Genomic DNA, 20,322 nt, shown 5'->3' with positions numbered 1-20,322 from the left:
GAATGAACATGTCTAACCAAATCAACGCTTTTATTTTTGATCTTGATGGCGTTATTACAGATACTGCAGAATACCATTTCAATGCATGGAGTGAACTTGCAAAAGATATCGGCATTGAAATCGATGAGGAATTTAATGAACAGTTAAAAGGCGTTTCGAGGATTGAATCTTTACAGCGTATTTTAAAGCACGGTGGAAAAGAGAATGAGTTTACTGAACAAGAAATCATCGAGCTAGCTGATAAGAAGAACGATCATTATAAAACATTGATTGCCAAAGTAACACCTAATGATATTTTACCTGGGATTGTAGATTTACTAGAAGATATTAAAGCTAGTGGAATTCAAATCGCGCTAGGTTCTGCAAGTAAAAATGCTCCTTTTATTTTAGAGCAATTACAGCTAAATCGTTACTTCGATTATATTGTTGATGCCGGCAAAGTAAAGCAAGGAAAACCTCATCCAGAAACATTTTTAACAGCGGCTGACCATTTTGATGTTCCTTACGAGACTTGTGTAGGAGTTGAAGATGCTGAAGCGGGTGTCACAGCAATTAAGGATGCATCGATGTTTGCCGTTGGAGTTGGGTCCGAACCGATCCTCCACAAAGCAAATATCATTTTTCCTGAAACAAAAAATTTATCATTAGAAAAGATAAAATCCGCATTTAATGCCGAGTCATAAATCGTAGGATGAAAGGCACATAGGAGGGCACAATGGACAACTTTGTTTTAAGAGACCAAGATTTATTTTTAGTAGCAAACATAAATGGTGAAGTTGACCCATCAGAAGATGGTGTTGGCTTATATACAAAAGATACGAGGTTTTTAAGTGAAAATAGGTTAATGATTAATGGTGAAAAACCGGCGCTACTATCGAAACAACCGCAAGCAAATCATTTAACGTCATTTCGTTATATGTATGAAGTACATGATCAAGGTGCTATCGAAATTGTAAGAGAGCCTCTCATTTCTAATGGTGTCTTTTATGAAAAAATGACGTTTACGAACTACTTTCCGACAGAATATCAGTTTGAATCAGTCATTCAATTTCAGGCTGATTTTAAAGATATGTTTCTTGTCCGGGGTTTCCGCGGCGGGAATGTTGGTGAACTAACTGGCACTAATCAAGAAGGAAACAGTCTTGTATTCTCGTACAAAGGTAAAGACGACCTATTAAGAAAAACGAAGGTTTCTTGGGATACGCAGTTACCGTCGTCTGTTAATGGAAATTGTGTTCAATTTGATGTTAACTTGCAAGCTAAAGAATCTGTTGAAGTGGTCGTAAAGGTCACGCCACTATTCGGTGATAATGAAGTAGTAGAAACGGAAACTTATGAAATTGCGAGAAATAACTTAACAAAGAAGTACGAAGGTTGGTATGCATCCTTACCGACTGTTGTAACTGATGATCAGCAATTCATGGACATGTATGGACAAGCTGTCGATGACTTACAAATGCTTTTAGTTGATATTGGTTATGGTGACACGACAGTTGCAGGAATTCCATGGTATGCTGTTCCTTTCGGTAGAGACAGTATTATTACGGCATTATTTATGCTGTCTGTGAAACCAGAAATAGCTAAAAATACACTAAAAACGTTGGCTGCTTATCAAGGGAAAGAAAATAACCCTGAAAAAGATGAAGAACCAGGTAAAATCATGCATGAACTACGTTTTGGAGAGCTGTCAAACACTGGGCAGACACCATTTACGCCATATTACGGGACCGTTGATGCAACATCTTTATTTTTAGTTTTAGCAACAGAATATTACCATTGGACGAAGGATGATAACTTCATCAAGGAAATAAAACCTCACCTAGATATGGCATTAGAGTGGGTTCGTAGTAAAGAAAAATCCTTGGATAATCCATTCGTTCAATATAAGAGAAATGCAGAAAAGGGAATTCCAAACCAAGGTTGGAAAGACTCATCCAATTCCATGGTCCATAAAGATGGTAGCTACGCAGAGTCGCCCATTGCTTTAATTGAAGTGCAAGGCTATGTGTATGCAGCGAAAAAAGGGTTAAGTGCCGTATATGCTGAACTAGGCTACTCTAATGAAGGGGAAGTATTAGCAGAAGAGGCGACTTCCTTACTTTCAGAAATTGAGAATTACTTCTGGATGGAAGACGAGGGCTATTATGCGATGGCATTAGATGGAGATAATGGCCAAGTAGGGTCGGTCTCATCGAACACTGGACATCTTCTTTTTGCAGATGTCGATCATAAAGATGAAATTGTTCATCGTTTATTCGGTAGTCAGTTAAACAGCGGTTACGGTGTTCGAACGATGAGTTCTAGTGAAAAAGGATACTATCCAATGAGTTATCATAATGGAAGTGTTTGGCCTCACGATAACGGGATGATTCTTATCGGATTACAAAAGCATCATTTCAACAGTGCATCACGTCAATTAATGACGCAACTATTAGAAGCTTCACTGCATTTTGAAGATCAGCGTCTTCCAGAATTATATTGTGGGCACGACAGAGGAGAAGAGGATTTGTTAGTCCCTTATTTAACTACGTGCTCTCCACAAGCCTGGGCGGCGGCAACGGCTATTTTGTATGTCCAAATGATAGCTGGAGTGAAGCCGAATGCGTTAAATAAAACTATTGAAGTTAAACCGAATTTGTTAGATTCCATGAATGAATGGACAATCGAAGACATGAAAGTTGGTTTTGGCAAGCTATCATTGAAGGTTCAAAGAAATTCAGATGACTCGGTTACGTTTGAAGTGATAGAAAATAGTACAGGTTATGAAATAATTCGTTAATAAGAGGATGACTCGTAAGTGCTTGGCTCTCTCCTTGTTATGGAGGTGCCTGGCACTTTTCTTTTGAGTCATCCTCTTTCAATATAAGATAACCATGTTAAAATCCTAAAATCCTTCGTACCCTCTGTACATAGCTTTGACTAATCGTCAGTTTCGTTCCTTCTCCATCTTTCAATGTTACTTCTAAGTTTGATGAGATATCTCGAGAGAACTGTTTAATAAAAGAAATATTTACGATAAAAGAACGGTGGATTCGAATAAATGTGTCTGGTAATTGCTGTTCAAGAGTTTTTAACGGGTACTTTGACTGGTAACAACCATCCTCAGTATAAATAAGCGTTTTTTTCTGATGACTTTCGATGTAAATAATCTGCTCGATCGATATTGGAATCCAGATTTCGTCCATTCTCCCAACAACGAAGGAAAGAGTTGTTGGCTTCTGGAATGAATATTCTGGTGGCAAAATGACGGTTAGTGCCCCTTTAAACCCTGAGTCATTATCTTCGAGTGGATAGCCAACACCATAGTACGGAATACCAAACACTGATTTATCCACTAAAGATTCGACTTTTCGTTTTTGATTATACACACGCTCAGTAATACTTCCAGAAGGAATAGGTTGTCCTTGATTAATTTGGATGTCATGCCTACCAGGAAGATAGGAGATATACTTATCTCCACCTGCAATCGCAATGGAAGCCTCTTTTGGAACCCAATCTTCTATGAATGTAGAAAACTGATGAACAACATTATTTTTCAAGATTCCCTCATCCTTCTCCTATAATAGTTTCGAATTTTCTGATTAATCTTATTCATTTTCATTTTATCGGCAAATATAATGTTCTGTCAATTTTTTGTCACAAATTCATGTTCCTCTTTTAAAATGTTACAATATATCGAAAATTTAATATATTCGGATATTTATATTTCAAATGATTTGATGATGGTTCATCAAAAGTTGAAATGTAAGCGCTTTAGTTTGAGGAGAACTCTAGGGGAATGTTTTAACGATTAGTTGCATTGCAAAAAAATGGTTTAAAACAAGGAGGATATTTAAATGGTAGTAAACACACTTTCAGCAAAAAACGAAACGTACAATTTAGGAAGTTACGATGATGTTTACAATTCCTATGATTGGTCACAAGCAGAACAACAGTTTTCTTGGCATAAGACGGGGCTTGTAAACATGGCTTATGAAGCAATTGACCGTCATGCAAATTCCGATAAAGCGGATCACGTAGCATTATATTATTCTGACCAAAGTAGAAAAGAAGACTATACATTTGAAGAAATGAGAGATTTATCTAATAAAGCAGGGAATGTGTTAAAAGATATTGGCGTAACTAAAGGAGATCGTGTCTTTATTTTTATGCCTCGTTCTCCAGAACTCTATTTCATCTTACTTGGAACGATTAAACTCGGTGGGATCGTTGGTCCATTGTTTGAAGCATTTATGGAAGGGGCAGTAAAGGATCGTTTAGAAGATAGTGAGGCAAAAGTGATTGTCACGACCCCTGAATTACTTGAGCGAGTTCCATTTAATGAACTACCAAAACTAGAGAAAGTCGTATTAGTAGGTAAGGATGTGAAAGAAGAAGGGAAAATCGTTGATTTCTATCAACATTTTGATAAGGCAAGTAAAACCCTAGATATTGAATGGGTCGATCGAGAGGATGGAATGATTCTTCATTATACATCTGGTTCCACTGGAAAACCAAAAGGGGTTTTACATGTTCATAATGCGATGATTCAACATTATCAAACGGCTAAATGGGTGTTAGATTTAAAAGAAGATGATGTTTACTGGTGTACAGCAGACCCAGGATGGGTAACGGGTACTTCGTATGGAATCTTTGCACCGTGGCTTGTCGGAGCATCTAATGTGATTAGGGGAGGACGCTTTAGTCCTGATGATTGGTATCAAACAATTGAAGATTATGAAGTGTCGGTATGGTATAGTGCGCCAACAGCCTTCCGAATGTTAATGGGGGCTGGAGAGAAAGTTCTTAAGAAATACAACCTTTCTTCTTTACGACATGTAATGAGTGTCGGAGAGCCGTTAAATCCAGAAGTTGTCAGATGGGGAATGGAGGTCATGGACTTAAGAATTCATGATACTTGGTGGATGACAGAAACAGGTGCTCAGCTTATTTGTAATTATCCATCAATGGATATTAAGCCAGGATCGATGGGAAAGCCAATTCCAGGGGTGAAAGCTGCAATTGTTGACGACCAAGGAAATGAGCTCCCTCCAAATCGAATGGGGAACCTTGCGATTAAAAAAGGATGGCCATCAATGATGCGGGCAATTTGGAACCGTCCCGAAAAATATGAATCGTATTTTCTTAAGGGAGACTGGTATGTATCTGGAGATTCAGCTTATATGGATGAAGACGGGTACTTCTGGTTCCAGGGGCGTGTCGATGATGTCATTATGACAGCTGGTGAACGTGTTGGACCATTTGAGATTGAAAGTAAGCTTGTAGAGCACCCTGCTGTTGCAGAAGCAGGAGTTATCGGAAAGCCAGATGACGTTCGTGGAGAAATAATTAAAGCTTTTATTTCACTCAGGGATGGCTATGAAGCGAGTGAGGAATTGAAGGAAGAAATACGCACGTTTGTTAAAAAAGGGTTAGCCGCACATGCTGCTCCTAGAGAGATTGAATTTAAAAAAGAAGGGTTGCCGAAAACGAGAAGTGGAAAGATCATGAGACGTGTATTAAAAGCTTGGGAACTCGACCTTCCGACTGGTGATTTATCGACAATGGAAAAATAAAGCACATTTTTCTTTTAGGCGCTGTTAAAGTTCAGTGTTGATAAAATGTGTTATTTAACAATTGTTTCCTATGTGAGGAGCGAAGGTGCCGTCAACGTTTCGGGAATTTAGAAAAATGGACGAGGGAGGAAATAAGATGAAAAATACGAAAAACCGGTGGCTCATTGCTTTATCAGCGATTGCCATCCATCTATCTATTGGTGCCGCTTATGCGTATAGTGTCTATACAAATCCTATTCATGATACGATGGGCTGGTCAACGACTGGAATCACACTTTCGTTTACAATAATGATGGCGCTCGCAGGGTTTGCAGCTGCCTTTTTTGGACCATTCGTAGAAAAACACGGTCCAAAGAAATCTGCTATTCTTGCTGCTATTCTTTTCGGGTTAGGGCAAGCTGGAGCGGGTGTCGCCGTTGCTATTGACTCTCTTCTTCTATTTATTCTCACGTATGGTTTAGCAAGTGGGTTAGGTATGGGTCTCGGTTATATTTCACCAGTCTCAACTCTTGTTAAATGGTTTCCTGACCGTAGAGGCTTAGCAACGGGGATGGCTGTATTAGGATTTGGTACAGGAGCTCTTATTACTGCTCCTGTTGCAGCAAGCCTCATGGAAGCGATAAGCATTTCAGTTACTTTCTATATTTTAGGGGTAAGTTATTTTATTCTTATGGTTCTTGGTGCATCATACATTGCACCACCTCCTGAAGGCTGGATGCCAGAAGGGATGAGAAAAGATATTGCGACTGGTAAAAAAGTCGTTAAAAAAGATTTGTCCCAATTAACAGCAAAAGAAGCTGTGAGAACGAGACGTTTTTGGATGTTATGGAGCATGATGCTCATTAACGTTACTGCTGGAATTATGATGATCTCAGTAGCTTCTCCGATGGCACAAGAAGTTGTTGGATTATCAGCAGCTGGGGCGGCAGCAATGGTAGGAATTATGGGGATCTTTAACGGTGGAGGCAGACTTGGTTGGGCAGCGATCTCTGATTATATTGGCAGGCCGGCTGTTTTTATGACGTTTTTCGTTCTGCAATTCATTGCCTTTTTAACAATGCCAAATATCACCAATGTCTTGTTGTTCCAAGTCCTCGTGTTTATTGTTGTTAGTTGTTATGGTGGTGGATTTTCGAACCTCCCTGCTTTCATTGGCGATTTGTTCGGCACAAAACAACTTGGAGCCATTCATGGTTATCTCTTAACAACATGGTCATTAGGTGGGATTTTTGGACCACTTTTAGTAACGCAAATTAGAGAAATGACACAAAGCTATATCCCGGTCTTTTATGTATTTACAGCATTAATTTTATTAGCCGCTTTTGTTTCCGTATTCCTTCAGCTTGATATTAAAAAAATTGAACATGAAAAAGAAAAACAGCAACAACAAGAAACGGCATAATATAAATACGGAAAGTTACAGTTCAAACAACGCAACTCTCATTTCAGTGAGAGGGCGTTGTTTTTTCGTGCGTTTAGATTGGTTGAACTTAAAAAGTAAATATCCATACTAATGATATTTGTACCAAGTCTCATGAAAAAAAGTGTAATGAGTTTTGGGAAGGCCGTGCTGTGCCCGCAGCAAAGAAGACATCGTAAATTCGAACGAAGTGAAGGATGAGCAAATGTCGCACTTGTACCTAGAGGTGAAAGCGAAGCAACAAACAAAGCTTCGTCGAACCGCTGAGAGCTGCGCCGACGCATCCAGCTACGTAGCAAAAGCTAGAAGAGGAAGAAGCAACATATGCTTACAAACTAAGATTTATTTTAAGGGAAGATGGAAGGAAGATTCGACGGTATGGCAAGCGGGTATTTACAAGATGAAGTGATGATTTATCTGTTGCCGTCATAAGTGATAAAAACAACGAATAAAATAATTTGGTCTGAAATTTAATGGGATAAACGAACGATATAAGGAGGAAGAAAACGAAGAAGTTTTAAATCTAAAAAAAGGGTATTTTCTATCGTGGAGGTAAGGTAAAGATGAATGAAGATCAATTAATACAAAAGGTGTTTTACAAAACATATATGGAAGAAAACGAAAACAGACAGCCACTTCAAGTACTAGGTGAAGCCTTCTTTACAGAACAAAAAAAAGATGAGGCTGACCTACCTGCTATCCGTTTTGCGCAAGGAGAAGTATATTATCATAACAAAGATCTAGAAGCGGCGATTTATAAATGGGAGAATGTAAACAACGATTTAAAAGCATGGGCTAAAAAAAATATTGGAGATGCTTATTATGAACTTGGCTGGTTAAATGAGGCAGAAAAAGTGTATACATCGATAGAAACAGATAGTACTGTGCTCTCTGTTGAGACCTCATTACAATTAGTCTCTCTATATAGCGATAAAAATAATCTTGAACGCGTCTATCAATATATTCATAAAGCCATTTCAATTGATCCGGATTATCCTGATGTAACAGAGCTTGCGCGCACTTTTTATGAAGACCAGGAAGACGACCAACGTGCAGTTGAATTAGCTGTCAGTGAGAGTATACGTACAGCATCTGTAAAATGGTTTGATGTTCTTAAAGGGTATATTGATAAAGGATATACGAAAGACTTTCCACCTAGTTATTTTCAAGAAATACTCAAGGTCGTGTACGAAGTAGATGAGCGGATGTTTTCACAGATTACTAAGGCCCTCTGGAATAATTATAAGAAAAGGGATACAGTGCTAGCTTGGGTTCATACTGCTAACATACTTTTTTCAGAGATCGGTGAAGCAAGAGGGAACTCTCGGTATGATTTATCGGTTATCCACTACGAATGTTATCTCGAATTAATGAGCGGCGAATATTTACTTTCACAATTAGAAACGGTTGTTCCAAGCTTATTAAGTAACTGGTTAAATTTCACAAATGAAAAGAGTGGCTTATTTCCGGCAGCTGCAATTATGGCGTGGAATGAATATTTTCCTGCCTCACTAAATGGAGATACTTTGAAAGAGTCAGAGAGAGTGTTGTTTGATTTTAATCATGATGAAGCGACGATGAATGAAACGCTTGATCTATTGCAGAGCTTATTAACTTGGGCGGAATCGAATCAGTTGCAAATGGGTGAAAAGACAAGGTGGGTCGTTTCAAGATTTGCAGATTTGAATAAGAAATTCATGCTGGTAACGGGAACAGTCGGAAGTGGAAAGTCATCTGTCATAAATTCGATCCTTCAGGAGGAATTAGTAGGTGAAGAACCTGCAACAATGTTTATTAAACCGTCAGAGACGAGAGAATTAATTGAAGTTACTGAAGAAGGAAATAAAATCGTTCATGATATTTCAAATCTTAAAGAGGATGCTTTACTAGAGCTTGAATGGCAGTCACCAATTTTACAGCAACTGGACTGTTCGTTGATCAGTTCTCCAAAAATCATTGAGAACATCCAGCAGGAACATACACCATATGATTATTTAAACTTAGTGGATGGGTTACTTTATATCATTGATACACGTCATGCGTTTCAGGAGGAGGAATTACAGGTTCTGCTCGAAATTTATGAGCGAGCTCCTGATTTAAAGGTACATTTCCTCTTGCACGATGCGGATGGAACACCTATGGAGAAAAGGGGCTTACAGGAAGCTCGTTCCAAAATAAATCAATTATTCCCGGAAGCAAAAGTAATTTCTTACTCCTCTTTTAGTAAAGATGGTGCACAAGCGGAAAGCTTAGTAAAATTTTTAAATGAAAGAGTATCTATTCATAAAGAATCTCACCATGTAGAGCAGAAAACTACTAGAGCTTTATCTTTAATTCGTCTTGTTTTATCGGAATTAATGACGAAACGAACGGCAATGGAGGATTCGTGTAATGAAAATGTCGTTTTTAATGAGGATATCATCGGTAGGCTAAAAGCTCTAGTGAACACTCTCAATGATACGGAACATGAAAAGGTGCGTACGATTACCGAATCTTATAGAGCGGTTAAAGAAGGCGCAAAGCATGACGTGAGAAAAGACCTTCCTAAACTGTTGCGAGAATGTGCAGAGGAGATTAAAGAAGACAGTGATTTCCGAGTGTTGCATGATGAACTAAATGACGTAATGAATAAAAAAATAAAGGGATATCTAGAGGAACAGATTATGCCGAAGTTAAGTGATAATCTACAGCAATGGCTTAATGATTCGGAAAACGAACTTCGCGAAACCCAACAATATCTTGATGAAACGAGCGAGTCATTAAATGCATTATATGAACAAAATAAAATCAAGTTGAATTGTGACTTTCAAACCATTTCTGACTGGCGTAGAGATATTAATCGATTTACACATAGAATTGAAATTGGTCAGGAAAATATTATGAATCGTCAGAAGCCAACACAATTGTTGCTGAAAAGTGCAGGAAAACTATTTGGAAATATACAGCACAATAACAATATGCTGTTTAGCCAATATAAAAAACATGTAGAAAATAGTGACTATGAAGATGTTACTCATTCAATTATTCATAAATTCTTTTTAGAATTTGACCTGTTTGAGAAAGCTTTAAAAGCAGATGTTTCTATATTTTTTGAAGAGCCTTTCGAGCAATTAAACAGAAGTATTACAGAAGCTGAATCTGAAAGGGATTCTGTAAAAAGGAAGCTTGAAATAATGAAGGAAAACCCACACCTTTTCTATGACCCTATGAAGATATTTGAAGTTAGGCTTTTGCAATGTGAAATTATGAAGAAAACAAGCGAGAATGATCCTAATGTCATTTATTAACTGAAGGCGCTGAAAGCTTATTTGTTGCACAGCTATTACTTATTATTTATCAATAATAAACGATAACAAAGGTTGACGATTTTTTTGTGTGGCATATCGCGGAATTTTCAGGGTACCTTTAGTGATACAAATGAGAAAAAAGATAATCATCATTCCTGTTTTTTATAATTGTTAGATGTGACATCATTTCTCTTTCTCGATTATAAATTCACTCAAACGGCGTAACTTTTCGCTTAGACGAGGAGTTACGTCTTTTTATTTGGCTAAAATATTTTGTATTGGCGGGTTTTTTTAGTTTCACCAAAAGATATAGAGCGAAACGATCATTCAACTGTAATACTGAAACGGTAGTTTGCTCTTCCTTGGATTGATGCCTTATTTCCATGCCAGCTAACAAGCATATTGTAAGTATAAGTCCCTGGTTCATTAGGAAGTTCTATATAACTCGGTTCACTACGAAGCATGAGATAATAATTAAATAAAGGAAAATCATCTCGTTGAATATAACTCCACCGTTCTTGATAATCAGGTAATTCTTCAACTTCTAAGGTGATTGTATTTGGTAATGGCTTATCGTTATAATTAATTTTTAAAGTCTCACCTGAGGTAACAATATGATGATTCGGTTCTCTTTCATTGTATTGGTTCCCGTTACCTCCCATATCATTCATACAATCGTCCACGCCCCAGCATATCGTATCGGTATCGACCTCTATTGATACATCTCCAGCTTCTATTGAAGGAACATAAGCTCCTTTTCCTTGAACCTTACTAGCAGTTCGAGCCTCGTTTATAAAATACACAGAACCTAGCATACCAACTACTAAGATACTAACTAACAATAAAATCGTATATTTTTTCATCTAACCACTCCATCTACCAAAAACCGAATTTTCTCTAAGTAGAGTCGGTTTCAAATTTTATTCTTGATAAGTTATTGCAACCTTTAAAATACTTAATTATATGAATCAATTTCATAACTCAAAACAAGATGGGAAATTCAAAATGTGAGTGTGAACTTCACTTCAGACGGACGCTTTCACCACTCCGAGTACAAGTGCGACATCCATTCCTGCTGCACGAAGCTTGCACTCATGGTGTCTACTTTGCCCGAGGGCTTGTCTTCAGCTAACTTAGGCTTGATTACTCTTCGCCTAAGTGGATCTTCAGCTCGTTGTTCCTGCGATTACTCGTCGCAGATAAACAGTGTTCCTGCGGTTACTCGTCGCAGCTCGGAGCAGTTCGAAGAAGTATTGCTCGTCGTTGCTCCTGCGGTTACTCGTCGCAGCTCGAAGCAGTTCGAAGAAGTATTGCTCGTCGTTGCTCCTCTGGGAGTCGCCGCCTTTCGTTACGATCACTTCAAAATAAACGTACACTTAATGATAAATTTATAATATCATTCGTTTCATTGCACAAAAAACGGAATGATGAAATTGATTCATATACTAAAAATTAACACTTTTTTATTTAATGTTTCTACCTTTTAGCTTAAGTTTTTTCTTCACAATCTCTGCATATTTCTTATTCCTGTATCCGTGATAATAGTGTTGATATATCATTACCAACTCGCTTTCACTCCATTAGGTCTTTTGGTTTGTTTTTTTGCATAAGAATGACTTAAATAACGAACCGATTAGGAGTGAGAAATGTGACAACGAGTAATCAGTCAAAAACGATTACACATAAACTGACAGGAGAAGAAATCACCTTTTTAAAATCGAGTGAAGATACTAGAGGAGAGTACGAATATATTGAAGTTTATTTGCCACCAAAAGGTGAAGGTCCACCACTTCATTATCACCGTTCTTTCGAAGAAGAGTTTGAAGTTATTGACGGTGAGTTGAAGCTTATCATTGGTGAGGAAGAACGAATACTTACGGCTGGTGAATTATTAACCGTTCCGAAAAAAACTCACCATATGTTTTTAAACGCCTCAAACGAACGTCCTGTCACTTTCCGAGTGAAACTAACACCTGCGCATCACTTTGAAACGTCGATGCGAATCATTTATGGCCTTATTGAAGACGGTGAAGTAGACGAGAAGGGGATGCTAAAGAGCAAAATGTATACAGCAATTGTCTTAGACATGCAAGATTCAAGAATCGTACAAGTGCCGAAAATCGTCCAAAAATTTGTTCTCGATCGTCTTGCAAAAAGAGGGAAGAAACAAGGCATTGATGAAATGTTAATAAAAAAATATGTGAAGGCTTAACACATTGAAATTGTCAGATTGTTTGAAAAAAACATATTAAAATCCCCTTGACTTTATGTCTCGGTTTTAATATGATTGTTACCAATTATAACGACGATGCTTAAAAGCATTATCGCGATAAAGCGTATGAAGTGATTAAAAAAATAAAAAGAGATGTATGGAATAACGCTTTTCATTTCAAAATAACAACGTGATAAGTTTTTTAACTTAAAATATCTATAATTAAATACGAGGAAGAAGATCTGTTCATTGTGAGCGGAATTTCAGAGAGCTAGTGGCTGCTGTGAACTAGTATTACCACACAATGAATAACACTTTGGAGTAGACAGGGTGAACGAGGAGTAGCTCTGTACGGACGATGCACGTTACGCATGTAATGAAGGCCATAAATATGGTGAATTCAGGGTGGTACCGCGCATCAAAAACTTGCGCCCCTATACAACGTAGGGGTTTGCAAGTTTTTTTTATTTTCACTGGATTGTCATTTTCTAACAATATTGAATGTAAACTGAATGAATAAAAAGGAGAGATAAGGAATGTCAACAGTCATTATTCCGCCAGATTATGAACCGAAGTTAGGTATGAAAGAAACAGAAAAAGCCCTTCATTTTGTCAAAGATCAATTTGAGAAAAAACTAAGTGAACATTTACACTTAACAAAAGTTTCTGCACCATTGTTTTTAAAACCGGATACGGGATTAAATGATAACCTTGCTGGTGTTGAAAAGCCGGTTACTTTCACAGTGAAAGAAGCAGAAAATACAAATGTAGAAATCATTCATTCGTTAGCAAAATGGAAAAGGATGGCATTAAAAAGGTATGACTTTACATATGGCGAAGGTATATATACAAACATGAATGCGATTCGAGCAGAGGAAGAGTTGAGTAACCTTCATTCCATATACGTTGATCAGTGGGATTGGGAAAAAGTTATTGCAAAAAGAGATAAAAGTGAAAAATATCTTCAAAAAACGGTAAAAGACGTTTATCAAGTTTTTAAAGATACAGAACGTTACCTAAATGAACTTTATCCTTTTCTTGGTGAGATTTTACCGGAGGAAATTAGCTTTATTACAACACAAGAATTAGAAGACAGATATCCGAACCTTTCACCAAAAGAACGAGAGAACAAGATTGCTGAAGAAAAAAAAGCTGTTTTTATTTCTCAAATCGGTGATGAGTTAAAGTCGGGGACAAAGCATGACGAAAGGTCACCAGACTATGACGATTGGTATTTAAACGGTGACATTGTTTTATGGTATCCAGTTTTAAATAGAGCGATCGAAGTGTCCTCAATGGGGATCAGGGTTGATAAAGATGCTTTATTAAGTCAGCTTAAAAAAGCGAAGTGCGAACAAAGACTTAATTTAGAGTATCACAAAATGGTGCGTGATGAAGAGCTGCCTTATACAGTCGGTGGAGGGATTGGCCAATCAAGAGTATGTTTATTTTTACTAAGAAAAGCGCATATCGGTGAAGTTCAAGCTTCTGTATGGTCCGATAAAATCATAAAAGAGTGCGAAAGAGCTAGAATACATTTATTATAAATCGATATTTAAAGAGGGAGAGGTTGTATGTTGTTAAAAGATCAAGATTTTTTAAGGGTACCTGGTCCGACTCCGATTCCACCAAGTGTTCAACGAGCAATGACAAAACCGATGATCGGCCATCGAAGCTCCGGTTTTAAGGAGATATTTTCAAATCTCGTACCAAGGTTAAAACCTATTTTTGGAACAGAGCAAGAAGTTCTCACAATCGCAGGAAGTGGAACGTCTGGTCTTGAAGCAGCTGTGGTTAATGTAGTAAAGCCAGGAGATGAAGTACTGGTGTTAGTGACAGGGGCATTTGGCGACCGCTTCGCAAAAATTTGCGAACAGTACCACATATATGTTCATCGTATCGATGTTCCTTGGGGGCAAGCTGTTCCCTTGGAAAAGGTTCGTGAATGTATGGAGGAAAACCATAACATTCGTGCCGTATTTGCAACCTTTTGTGAGACATCAACAGGTGTACTTAATCCGATTGCAGATATCGCAAAGGTCATTCACGAATCATCAGAGGCTTTATTTATCGTAGATGGGGTATCGTGTATCGGTGCGGTGAAAACAGAGATGGATTGTTGGGGAGTTGACCTTTTTATTACAGGCTCTCAAAAAGCAATGATGCTTCCTACCGGCCTCGCTTTCCTTGCGATTAGCGAACGTTCTTGGAAAGTAATCGAATTGAATGATCAGCCGCGTTTTTACCTTGATCTTTTAAAGTATAGAAAAAGCATGAATGATCACTCTACTCCATTTACCCCTGCCGTTTCATTATTGTATGGGCTAGAACAGTCGTTAAACTTATTAGAGGAAGAAGGTCTTGAGAATGTATATAAAAGACATCTTCTTATGAAAGAAATGACAAGGTCCGCTTGTCGTGCGTTAGGATTACCGTTACTGACGGCAGACGGTAATGCATCACCAACAGTGACTGCTGTTAAGCCAACTTTATTTTCTTCAGACGATTTGCGTAACTTCTTAAAGAAAGAGTTCTCACTCACATTAGCTGGTGGACAACAATCGTTGAAAGGAGAAATATTTCGTGTTGGTCATATGGGCTATTGCTCACCTGCAGATGTATTACAAACGATTAGCATGCTAGAAGTTGGATTACGAGCATCAGGCGTAGATGTCGAATTAGGGAGAGGAACTGCAGCAGCTCAAGACGTTTATTTGAAAGGGGAAAAATAACGATATGACTTTATATATTTTAATTAGTGACCCAATAAGTGACGATGGAATTAACACGTTATTAGAAACGGAAGATGTTATCGTAGATAAAAAGATCGACCTTTCAAAGAAAGAATTACTAAACTGTATTGGGAAGTACGATGCTCTTCTTGTTCGTAGTCAAACAGAAGTCGATCGTGAATTGATCGCAGCCGGTAAAAACCTTAAAGCAATTGGTAGAGCAGGAGTAGGGGTCGATAATGTCGATTTAAATGCGGCAACAGAACATGGTGTTGTTGTTGTAAACGCTCCTATGGGTAACACGATTTCTACCGCTGAACATACGATGGCAATGCTTATGGCAGCATCACGTAAAATTCCGCAATCATACGAATCATTAACGAAAAATGAATGGAACAGGAAAGCTTACGTCGGTGTTGAACTGTATCAAAAGACATTAGGGATAATCGGATTTGGTAGAATCGGAAATGAAGTTTCAAAGCGTGCAAAAGGTTTTCAGATGAATGTCATTGCCTATGATCCGTTTTTAACAGAGGAAAAAGCTGAAAAACTTGGAATAACATGTGGATCGATTGATGATGTATTAAAACAAGCAGACTTTATAACGATTCATACGCCATTATTAAAAGAAACGAAGCACCTTATTAATCAAACAGCCTTTGAAAAAATGAAAAAAGGTGTCTACATATTAAATTGTGCGCGAGGCGGATTAGTAGATGAAGAAGCCTTGTATCATGCGATTACGACTGGGAAGGTTGCGGGTGCCGCTTTAGACGTGTTTGAGAACGAACCAGTGATTAACCATGAACTATTAAATTTACCTGAAGTAATTGCAACACCACATTTAGGGGCAAGTACGTTCGAAGCGCAAGAAAATGTTGCAGTCGATGTAAGTTTTGATGTTTTAGAGATGCTCCGTGGAAAGCCTGCAAAAAACCCAGTCAATATGCCCTCCGTCTCTTATGAAGTGATCCAAAAGTTAGAGCCTTATTATACACTTGCCGAAAAAATCGGTTCATTCCTTAGTCAAATTGCTAAAGGAGCGATTCGAGAGATCGCTATTGAATATTCAGGGGAATTAAAAGAAATAAATACGGATTTGTTAAACCGAATAACAGTAAAAGGGATGTTAAAAAAACATCTAGGGCACCAAATCAATGATGTGAATGCCTTTCATCTTGCTGAGCAAAAAGAGATCGTCATTAATGAAAAGAAAACGACATTAAATAAAGGGTTCACGAACTTAATGACAATTACTGTTAAAACAAATGAAGAAATGAGAAGCATCTCTGGTACAAGAATTGAAGGGCTAGGCATCGAGTTTGTAAATGTTGATGATTATCGTGTCGATGTTGTTCCTACCAGTCATATGATATTTATTCGTCATTATGATAAACCAGGTATGATCGGTAAAGTAGGTAGCTTTTTAGGGGAATGCGACATTAATATTGCAACAATGCAAGTTGGCCGAAAAGAGCCAGGAGGAGAAGCGATTATGCTCCTTTCTGTTGACAAACATTTAAAACATGATTTCATTGATGATCTAAAACATGTAGCTAATATTATCGATGTAACGCCGATTGAGTTATAAACGAAAAACATTTTGTCAAACCCTTGGGTTGATAATCGGAGAGGACTTCATTTTAATGATTATTTGTCTCTGTTTGAAAAGGCAAAAGATCTTGGTTTACCTGTGAAAATGGGAATTGAAATGGATTATACGCCAGGAAAAGAACAGGAGATGGAGACGTTTATTATCAACGCTTACCCTTTTGATTATGTGATTGGTTCGATTCATTGGATTGGTGATTGGGGAATTGATTTACATGATTTTAAAGAGGAATATGAGAAGCGGGACATTTACGAAGTGTATGAGCAATATTTTGAGCAAGTTGTTACGTTAGCAGAATCAAAGTTATTTGATTTTGTCGGGCATACCGATTTAATTAAAATCTTTAAATATAAGCCAAATGACCAGGCATTTATTGAAGCTCAATATGATCGTGCTGTAAAAGCTCTAGCTACATCTGGAACAATGTATTGAAATAAGTACGGCAGGGTTAAGGAAGCCGGTTGAGGAAATGTACCCCAGTCTGCTGTTTTTAAAAAAGTGCCAACAAAGTGGCGTACCAATCGTTTTATCTTCTGATGCCCACAACCCAAATCACGTTGGCTATGCCTATGATCAAGCGATTCAACTAGCTAAATCAGTTGGTTATAATGAAATTCAAGTTTTCTCTGAAAGGAAAATAAAATCGCCCATAAACTCGGAAAATAACACAGAATAACATGAACGAAAGTACTACGTTTTTTCTTTTTTCACTGTATGAGATTCAATTGTTTTATGTGAAATGAAGAAATACCTTCTTCATTTTTGCATAAGCATAGGTAAGGAGGGGATCTCACGTGGCGATCGAATGTTGTAAAGAGTGTGGGGAATCGTCAATTTTAATTACACATCTTTATGATAATGGTAGGATGTGTGAACGGTGTGGAGGGTGGATTTGTCCGAGTTGTACCTCTTTTTACGATGAAAAATGTAGTGAATGTTGCGAAGGGTCAACGTGAAAAATTCAATTATATCGGTTTTGTATTCATTTTCAATATGGGATTAGACGAAGGCTGATTCATAAGTGCGAGACACTTGTGGATCAGTTTTTTATTCTACCCTAAACATAATATGGTTTGTTTGGCAGCACCTTCTGATACTCTTGATCAAAATGGTCACTTTGGTGATATTGCAATTGACTTTATATTAGATATAGATTTACATGTTTGGATTTTAGAAATAAATAAAAGGTATGGCTATAAAAGTTTTTCTATACTTGAAGAACCCGAATTATTTAATGAAATCATCCGTAATCCCTTTCACTATGCAAGAGCTTTATGTGGCTTTAGCAATGAAGAAGTTTTAGAGGATGATGGAATTAAAAACGAAATTGAAAAGGAAGAAGCTGTACAAAAGCTAATGACGGTCTTAAACAAAATTAACTGTATGAAATCAATAGAAAGTAAAGATTCACCTATAAAGGAACACCAATCAAAGGGTAACTAGTTGCATCTTCATAAAATCTTCACAAACTAGCCACTTTTCCACTACTCACTATACCCTGTAAGGTATATAATGTTTATAAATTGACAATACCAACCAGGGTACAATGTGAGGGGGATATGACCATGGAAGTAAACAGAAGAACCTTTTTAAAGCGTTCAGCACAAGCAACTGTTGCAGCAGGTGTTGTTGCAGCAACAAGTAACTCTGTGTTAGCAAGCGGGGGAGAAAATGAAAACGAATATGTTAGTTCAATCATTGACTTAACAAAATGTGATGGATGTGCCGCTTATGATACACCTTTATGTGTTTCATCCTGTAAAGAGAAAAATGCACATCGATATCCACAGCCGAAAGAACCGATTAAAGATTATTGGCCACGCAAAAGACACGAAGATTATTCAAACGAGCAAGATCGTACAGACCGTTTAACGCCTTATAATTGGACGTATGTGGAACAAGTAGAAGTCGAGCATGAAGGAAAGACAGAAACAGTGTCGATCCCAAGACGTTGTATGCATTGCCTTGATGCACCTTGTCAAAAACTTTGTCCGTTTGGGGTTATTGGAAAAAGTGATCAAGGAGCAGTGAAAATCGATGAAGACTTTTGTATGGGTGGTGCAAAATGTCGTGATGTTTGTCCATGGGAGATTCCACAAAGGCAAGCAGGTGTAGGGATTTATATGCATATAGCTCCAGACTTAGCTGGGGGAGGGGTCATGTATAAATGTGACATGTGTAGTGACCTTTTAGAAAAAGGAGAGAGCCCAGCCTGTCAAACGTCTTGTCCAACTGATGCAATTGAATTTGGTCCAGTCGATGAGATGCGAAAGAAAGCATACCAAAAAGCTGCTGAGATTGACGGATACGTTTATGGGGATAAGGAAAATGGTGGTACATTAACGTTTTATATTTCCAAAGTACCTTATGACAAAATCAATGAAGCCATTGCGAAAAGTAAAGAAGCAGATACAAGTAATAACCCACGTACTTCAGGGCGACCGTATATGGAACCAGATGTCGAGAACATGTTAGATACAGCTCACGGGTTTATGTTAGCAACGTTAGTCGCACCAATCGCAGGGGCGGCGACAGCAGGGATCACAGCTTATCGTGTATTAAAAGGGAAAAACGAAGAGGGAGGGAAGTCTAATGAAGAACAAGAAAGAGAAAGTTTATAGACAACCTCTACCAAATCGATTTGTCCATTGGTTAACAGCAATCTCGATTTTTATGTTAATTATTACTGGCCTAGGACAAATGCCGCTATATGGAAGGTATTTGATATATCAACCTTTTGGTACACAGTGGTTAACAAGTTATGAACTGACACTTTGGGTCCATTACATTTTCGCCGCCGTTTTAGTCTTTATTGTTTTTTACCATATTGTCTATCACGTGATCAAAAAAGAGTTTGATATTGTCCCGAAAAAAGGGGATGTAAAAGGTTCTTATGAAGTTGTAAAGGCTATGATTTTAAGGAAAAAAGAACCACCAAGTGAAAAATATTTACCAGAACAGCGTCTAGCCTATGCATTTTTTTCAGGGGCAATCTTACTTGCGATCGTTACAGGCTTTTTTAAAGTCATAAAAAATATTCAAGGGGTGCAAGCTTCTGATGGTTGGTTGCTTTGGGGAGCACAACTGCATAATTTAGCCACTTTCCTCATTATATTTGGTATCGTCATGCATTTAGCAGCATTTATCGTTAAAGCAAATCGAAAGCTATTACCTGGTATGTTTACAGGATTTGTTGATAAGGAATATGTAAAAGAGAGACATTCATTATGGTATGATAAAAAATCAGAAGAAAAACAAGCAAAGAAATAATTTGATGTCGTTAGAAAGGATGACTCCTTCATGACCGAAAATGAAAAAGATCAAACATGCAACCAAGGAGGTTGAGGAATTTCAAGGTCTCCAAACACAAATGGTCGAAAGGTAAAGAAAGCTTCACCTATATGACCGGGTGTTTGGTTATGGCTCCTGGCAGGAGTCTATATATTCGTATCGTACGTATTTTTTTAATAGGAAATAGATAATGAAAACAAAAGATATGTTTGA

General features: G+C 37.7%; 14 protein-coding genes, 1 pseudogene and 1 other annotated feature. Of the genes and pseudogenes, 13 read left to right on the top strand and 2 right to left on the bottom strand.

Annotation, left to right across the window (positions count from 1 at the left end):
* The first annotated feature begins 8 nt into the window (after positions 1-8).
* Together pgmB and LGQ02_RS16795 are read left to right on the top strand one after the other, a co-directional pair.
* Positions 9-683 carry a beta-phosphoglucomutase gene (gene pgmB / locus LGQ02_RS16800; protein ID WP_226515487.1) on the top strand — a complete coding sequence of 225 codons (675 nt, stop codon included), beginning with the start codon at positions 9-11 and terminating at the stop codon, positions 681-683.
* 32 nt (positions 684-715) lie between these two features.
* The gene (locus LGQ02_RS16795; protein ID WP_226515486.1) at positions 716-2,779 is read left to right on the top strand and encodes an amylo-alpha-1,6-glucosidase; all 2,064 of its coding nucleotides are present in this window, start codon (positions 716-718) and stop codon (positions 2,777-2,779) included.
* A gap of 97 nt (positions 2,780-2,876) precedes the next feature.
* On the opposite strand, the gene LGQ02_RS16790 is transcribed toward LGQ02_RS16795, so the two are convergent.
* The gene (locus LGQ02_RS16790; RefSeq protein ID WP_226515485.1) at positions 2,877-3,539 is read right to left on the bottom strand and encodes a LytTR family DNA-binding domain-containing protein; all 663 of its coding nucleotides are present in this window, start codon (positions 3,537-3,539) and stop codon (positions 2,877-2,879) included.
* Between the two features lie 297 nt (positions 3,540-3,836).
* Between LGQ02_RS16790 and acsA the strand changes: the two genes are divergently transcribed.
* The 3 genes from acsA (at position 3,837) to LGQ02_RS16775 (ending at position 10,262) form a co-directional block, all read left to right on the top strand.
* Entirely contained in the window at positions 3,837-5,555 is a 1,719-nt protein-coding gene (gene acsA / locus LGQ02_RS16785; RefSeq protein WP_226515484.1) for an acetate--CoA ligase, read from the top strand.
* 136 nt (positions 5,556-5,691) lie between these two features.
* Entirely contained in the window at positions 5,692-6,957 is a 1,266-nt protein-coding gene (locus tag LGQ02_RS16780; RefSeq protein ID WP_226515483.1) for an L-lactate MFS transporter, read from the top strand.
* 581 nt (positions 6,958-7,538) lie between these two features.
* Positions 7,539-10,262: an SMC family protein gene (locus tag LGQ02_RS16775; RefSeq protein WP_226515482.1), complete on the top strand. Its 2,724-nt coding sequence runs from the start codon at positions 7,539-7,541 to the stop codon at positions 10,260-10,262.
* Between the two features lie 323 nt (positions 10,263-10,585).
* Here the strand turns inward: LGQ02_RS16775 and LGQ02_RS16770 are convergent, their stop codons facing one another.
* Entirely contained in the window at positions 10,586-11,125 is a 540-nt protein-coding gene (locus LGQ02_RS16770; protein ID WP_226515481.1) for a hypothetical protein, read from the bottom strand.
* A 785-nt stretch (positions 11,126-11,910) separates the two neighbouring features.
* Here LGQ02_RS16770 and LGQ02_RS16765 point away from each other — a divergent pair.
* The 8 genes and pseudogenes from LGQ02_RS16765 to LGQ02_RS16730 all read left to right on the top strand — a co-directional run bounded on the left by LGQ02_RS16765 (position 11,911) and on the right by LGQ02_RS16730 (position 20,088).
* Positions 11,911-12,474, top strand: a complete 564-nt coding sequence (locus LGQ02_RS16765; protein WP_226515480.1) for a cupin domain-containing protein — start codon at positions 11,911-11,913, stop codon at positions 12,472-12,474.
* A gap of 222 nt (positions 12,475-12,696) precedes the next feature.
* Positions 12,697-12,913: a binding site (T-box leader), on the top strand.
* 97 nt (positions 12,914-13,010) lie between these two features.
* On the top strand, positions 13,011-14,021 hold the full coding sequence (gene asnA / locus LGQ02_RS16760; protein WP_226515479.1) for an aspartate--ammonia ligase: 1,011 nt from the start codon (positions 13,011-13,013) through the stop codon (positions 14,019-14,021).
* A 30-nt stretch (positions 14,022-14,051) separates the two neighbouring features.
* Positions 14,052-15,206, top strand: a complete 1,155-nt coding sequence (locus tag LGQ02_RS16755; RefSeq protein WP_226518354.1) for a pyridoxal-phosphate-dependent aminotransferase family protein — start codon at positions 14,052-14,054, stop codon at positions 15,204-15,206.
* A gap of 4 nt (positions 15,207-15,210) precedes the next feature.
* A complete protein-coding gene (gene serA, locus LGQ02_RS16750) occupies positions 15,211-16,797 on the top strand; it encodes a phosphoglycerate dehydrogenase (RefSeq protein ID WP_226515478.1) in 1,587 nt (528 codons plus the stop codon).
* Positions 16,798-17,494 (top strand): annotated as a pseudogene (locus LGQ02_RS16745) (histidinol-phosphatase HisJ family protein); the annotation flags it as partial.
* A 401-nt stretch (positions 17,495-17,895) separates the two neighbouring features.
* The gene (locus tag LGQ02_RS16740) at positions 17,896-18,261 is read left to right on the top strand and encodes a YheC/YheD family protein (RefSeq protein WP_226515477.1); all 366 of its coding nucleotides are present in this window, start codon (positions 17,896-17,898) and stop codon (positions 18,259-18,261) included.
* 122 nt (positions 18,262-18,383) lie between these two features.
* Entirely contained in the window at positions 18,384-19,439 is a 1,056-nt protein-coding gene (locus LGQ02_RS16735; RefSeq protein ID WP_226515476.1) for a 4Fe-4S dicluster domain-containing protein, read from the top strand.
* Complete coding sequence (locus LGQ02_RS16730; protein ID WP_226515475.1) at positions 19,411-20,088, top strand: formate dehydrogenase subunit gamma; 678 nt, start codon at positions 19,411-19,413, stop codon at positions 20,086-20,088. The genes LGQ02_RS16735 and LGQ02_RS16730 overlap by 29 nt, the downstream gene beginning before the upstream one ends.
* The last annotated feature ends 234 nt before the right edge of the window (positions 20,089-20,322 follow it).

This window comes from Bacillus shivajii, from assembly GCF_020519665.1.
In the GTDB taxonomy this organism is placed as follows: domain Bacteria; phylum Bacillota; class Bacilli; order Bacillales; family Salisediminibacteriaceae; genus Bacillus_CA; species Bacillus_CA shivajii.
The sequence above is the reverse complement of the archived record's forward strand: the minus strand, read 5'-3'. Positions and strand labels throughout refer to the sequence as shown.

Excerpts from the sequence above, each read along its gene's own strand:
- LGQ02_RS16780 (WP_226515483.1), top strand. The coding sequence starts at position 5,692 with ATGAAAAATACGAAAAACCGGTGGCTCATTGCTTTATCAGCGATTGCC.
- serA (WP_226515478.1), top strand. The coding sequence starts at position 15,211 with ATGACTTTATATATTTTAATTAGTGACCCAATAAGTGACGATGGAATT.
- pgmB (WP_226515487.1), top strand. The coding sequence starts at position 9 with ATGTCTAACCAAATCAACGCTTTTATTTTTGATCTTGATGGCGTTATT.
- asnA (WP_226515479.1), top strand. The coding sequence starts at position 13,011 with ATGTCAACAGTCATTATTCCGCCAGATTATGAACCGAAGTTAGGTATG.
- acsA (WP_226515484.1), top strand. The coding sequence starts at position 3,837 with ATGGTAGTAAACACACTTTCAGCAAAAAACGAAACGTACAATTTAGGA.
- LGQ02_RS16775 (WP_226515482.1), top strand. The coding sequence starts at position 7,539 with ATGAATGAAGATCAATTAATACAAAAGGTGTTTTACAAAACATATATG.
- LGQ02_RS16795 (WP_226515486.1), top strand. The coding sequence starts at position 716 with ATGGACAACTTTGTTTTAAGAGACCAAGATTTATTTTTAGTAGCAAAC.
- LGQ02_RS16735 (WP_226515476.1), top strand. The coding sequence starts at position 18,384 with ATGGAAGTAAACAGAAGAACCTTTTTAAAGCGTTCAGCACAAGCAACT.
- LGQ02_RS16730 (WP_226515475.1), top strand. The coding sequence starts at position 19,411 with ATGAAGAACAAGAAAGAGAAAGTTTATAGACAACCTCTACCAAATCGA.
- LGQ02_RS16770 (WP_226515481.1), bottom strand. The coding sequence starts at position 11,125 with ATGAAAAAATATACGATTTTATTGTTAGTTAGTATCTTAGTAGTTGGT.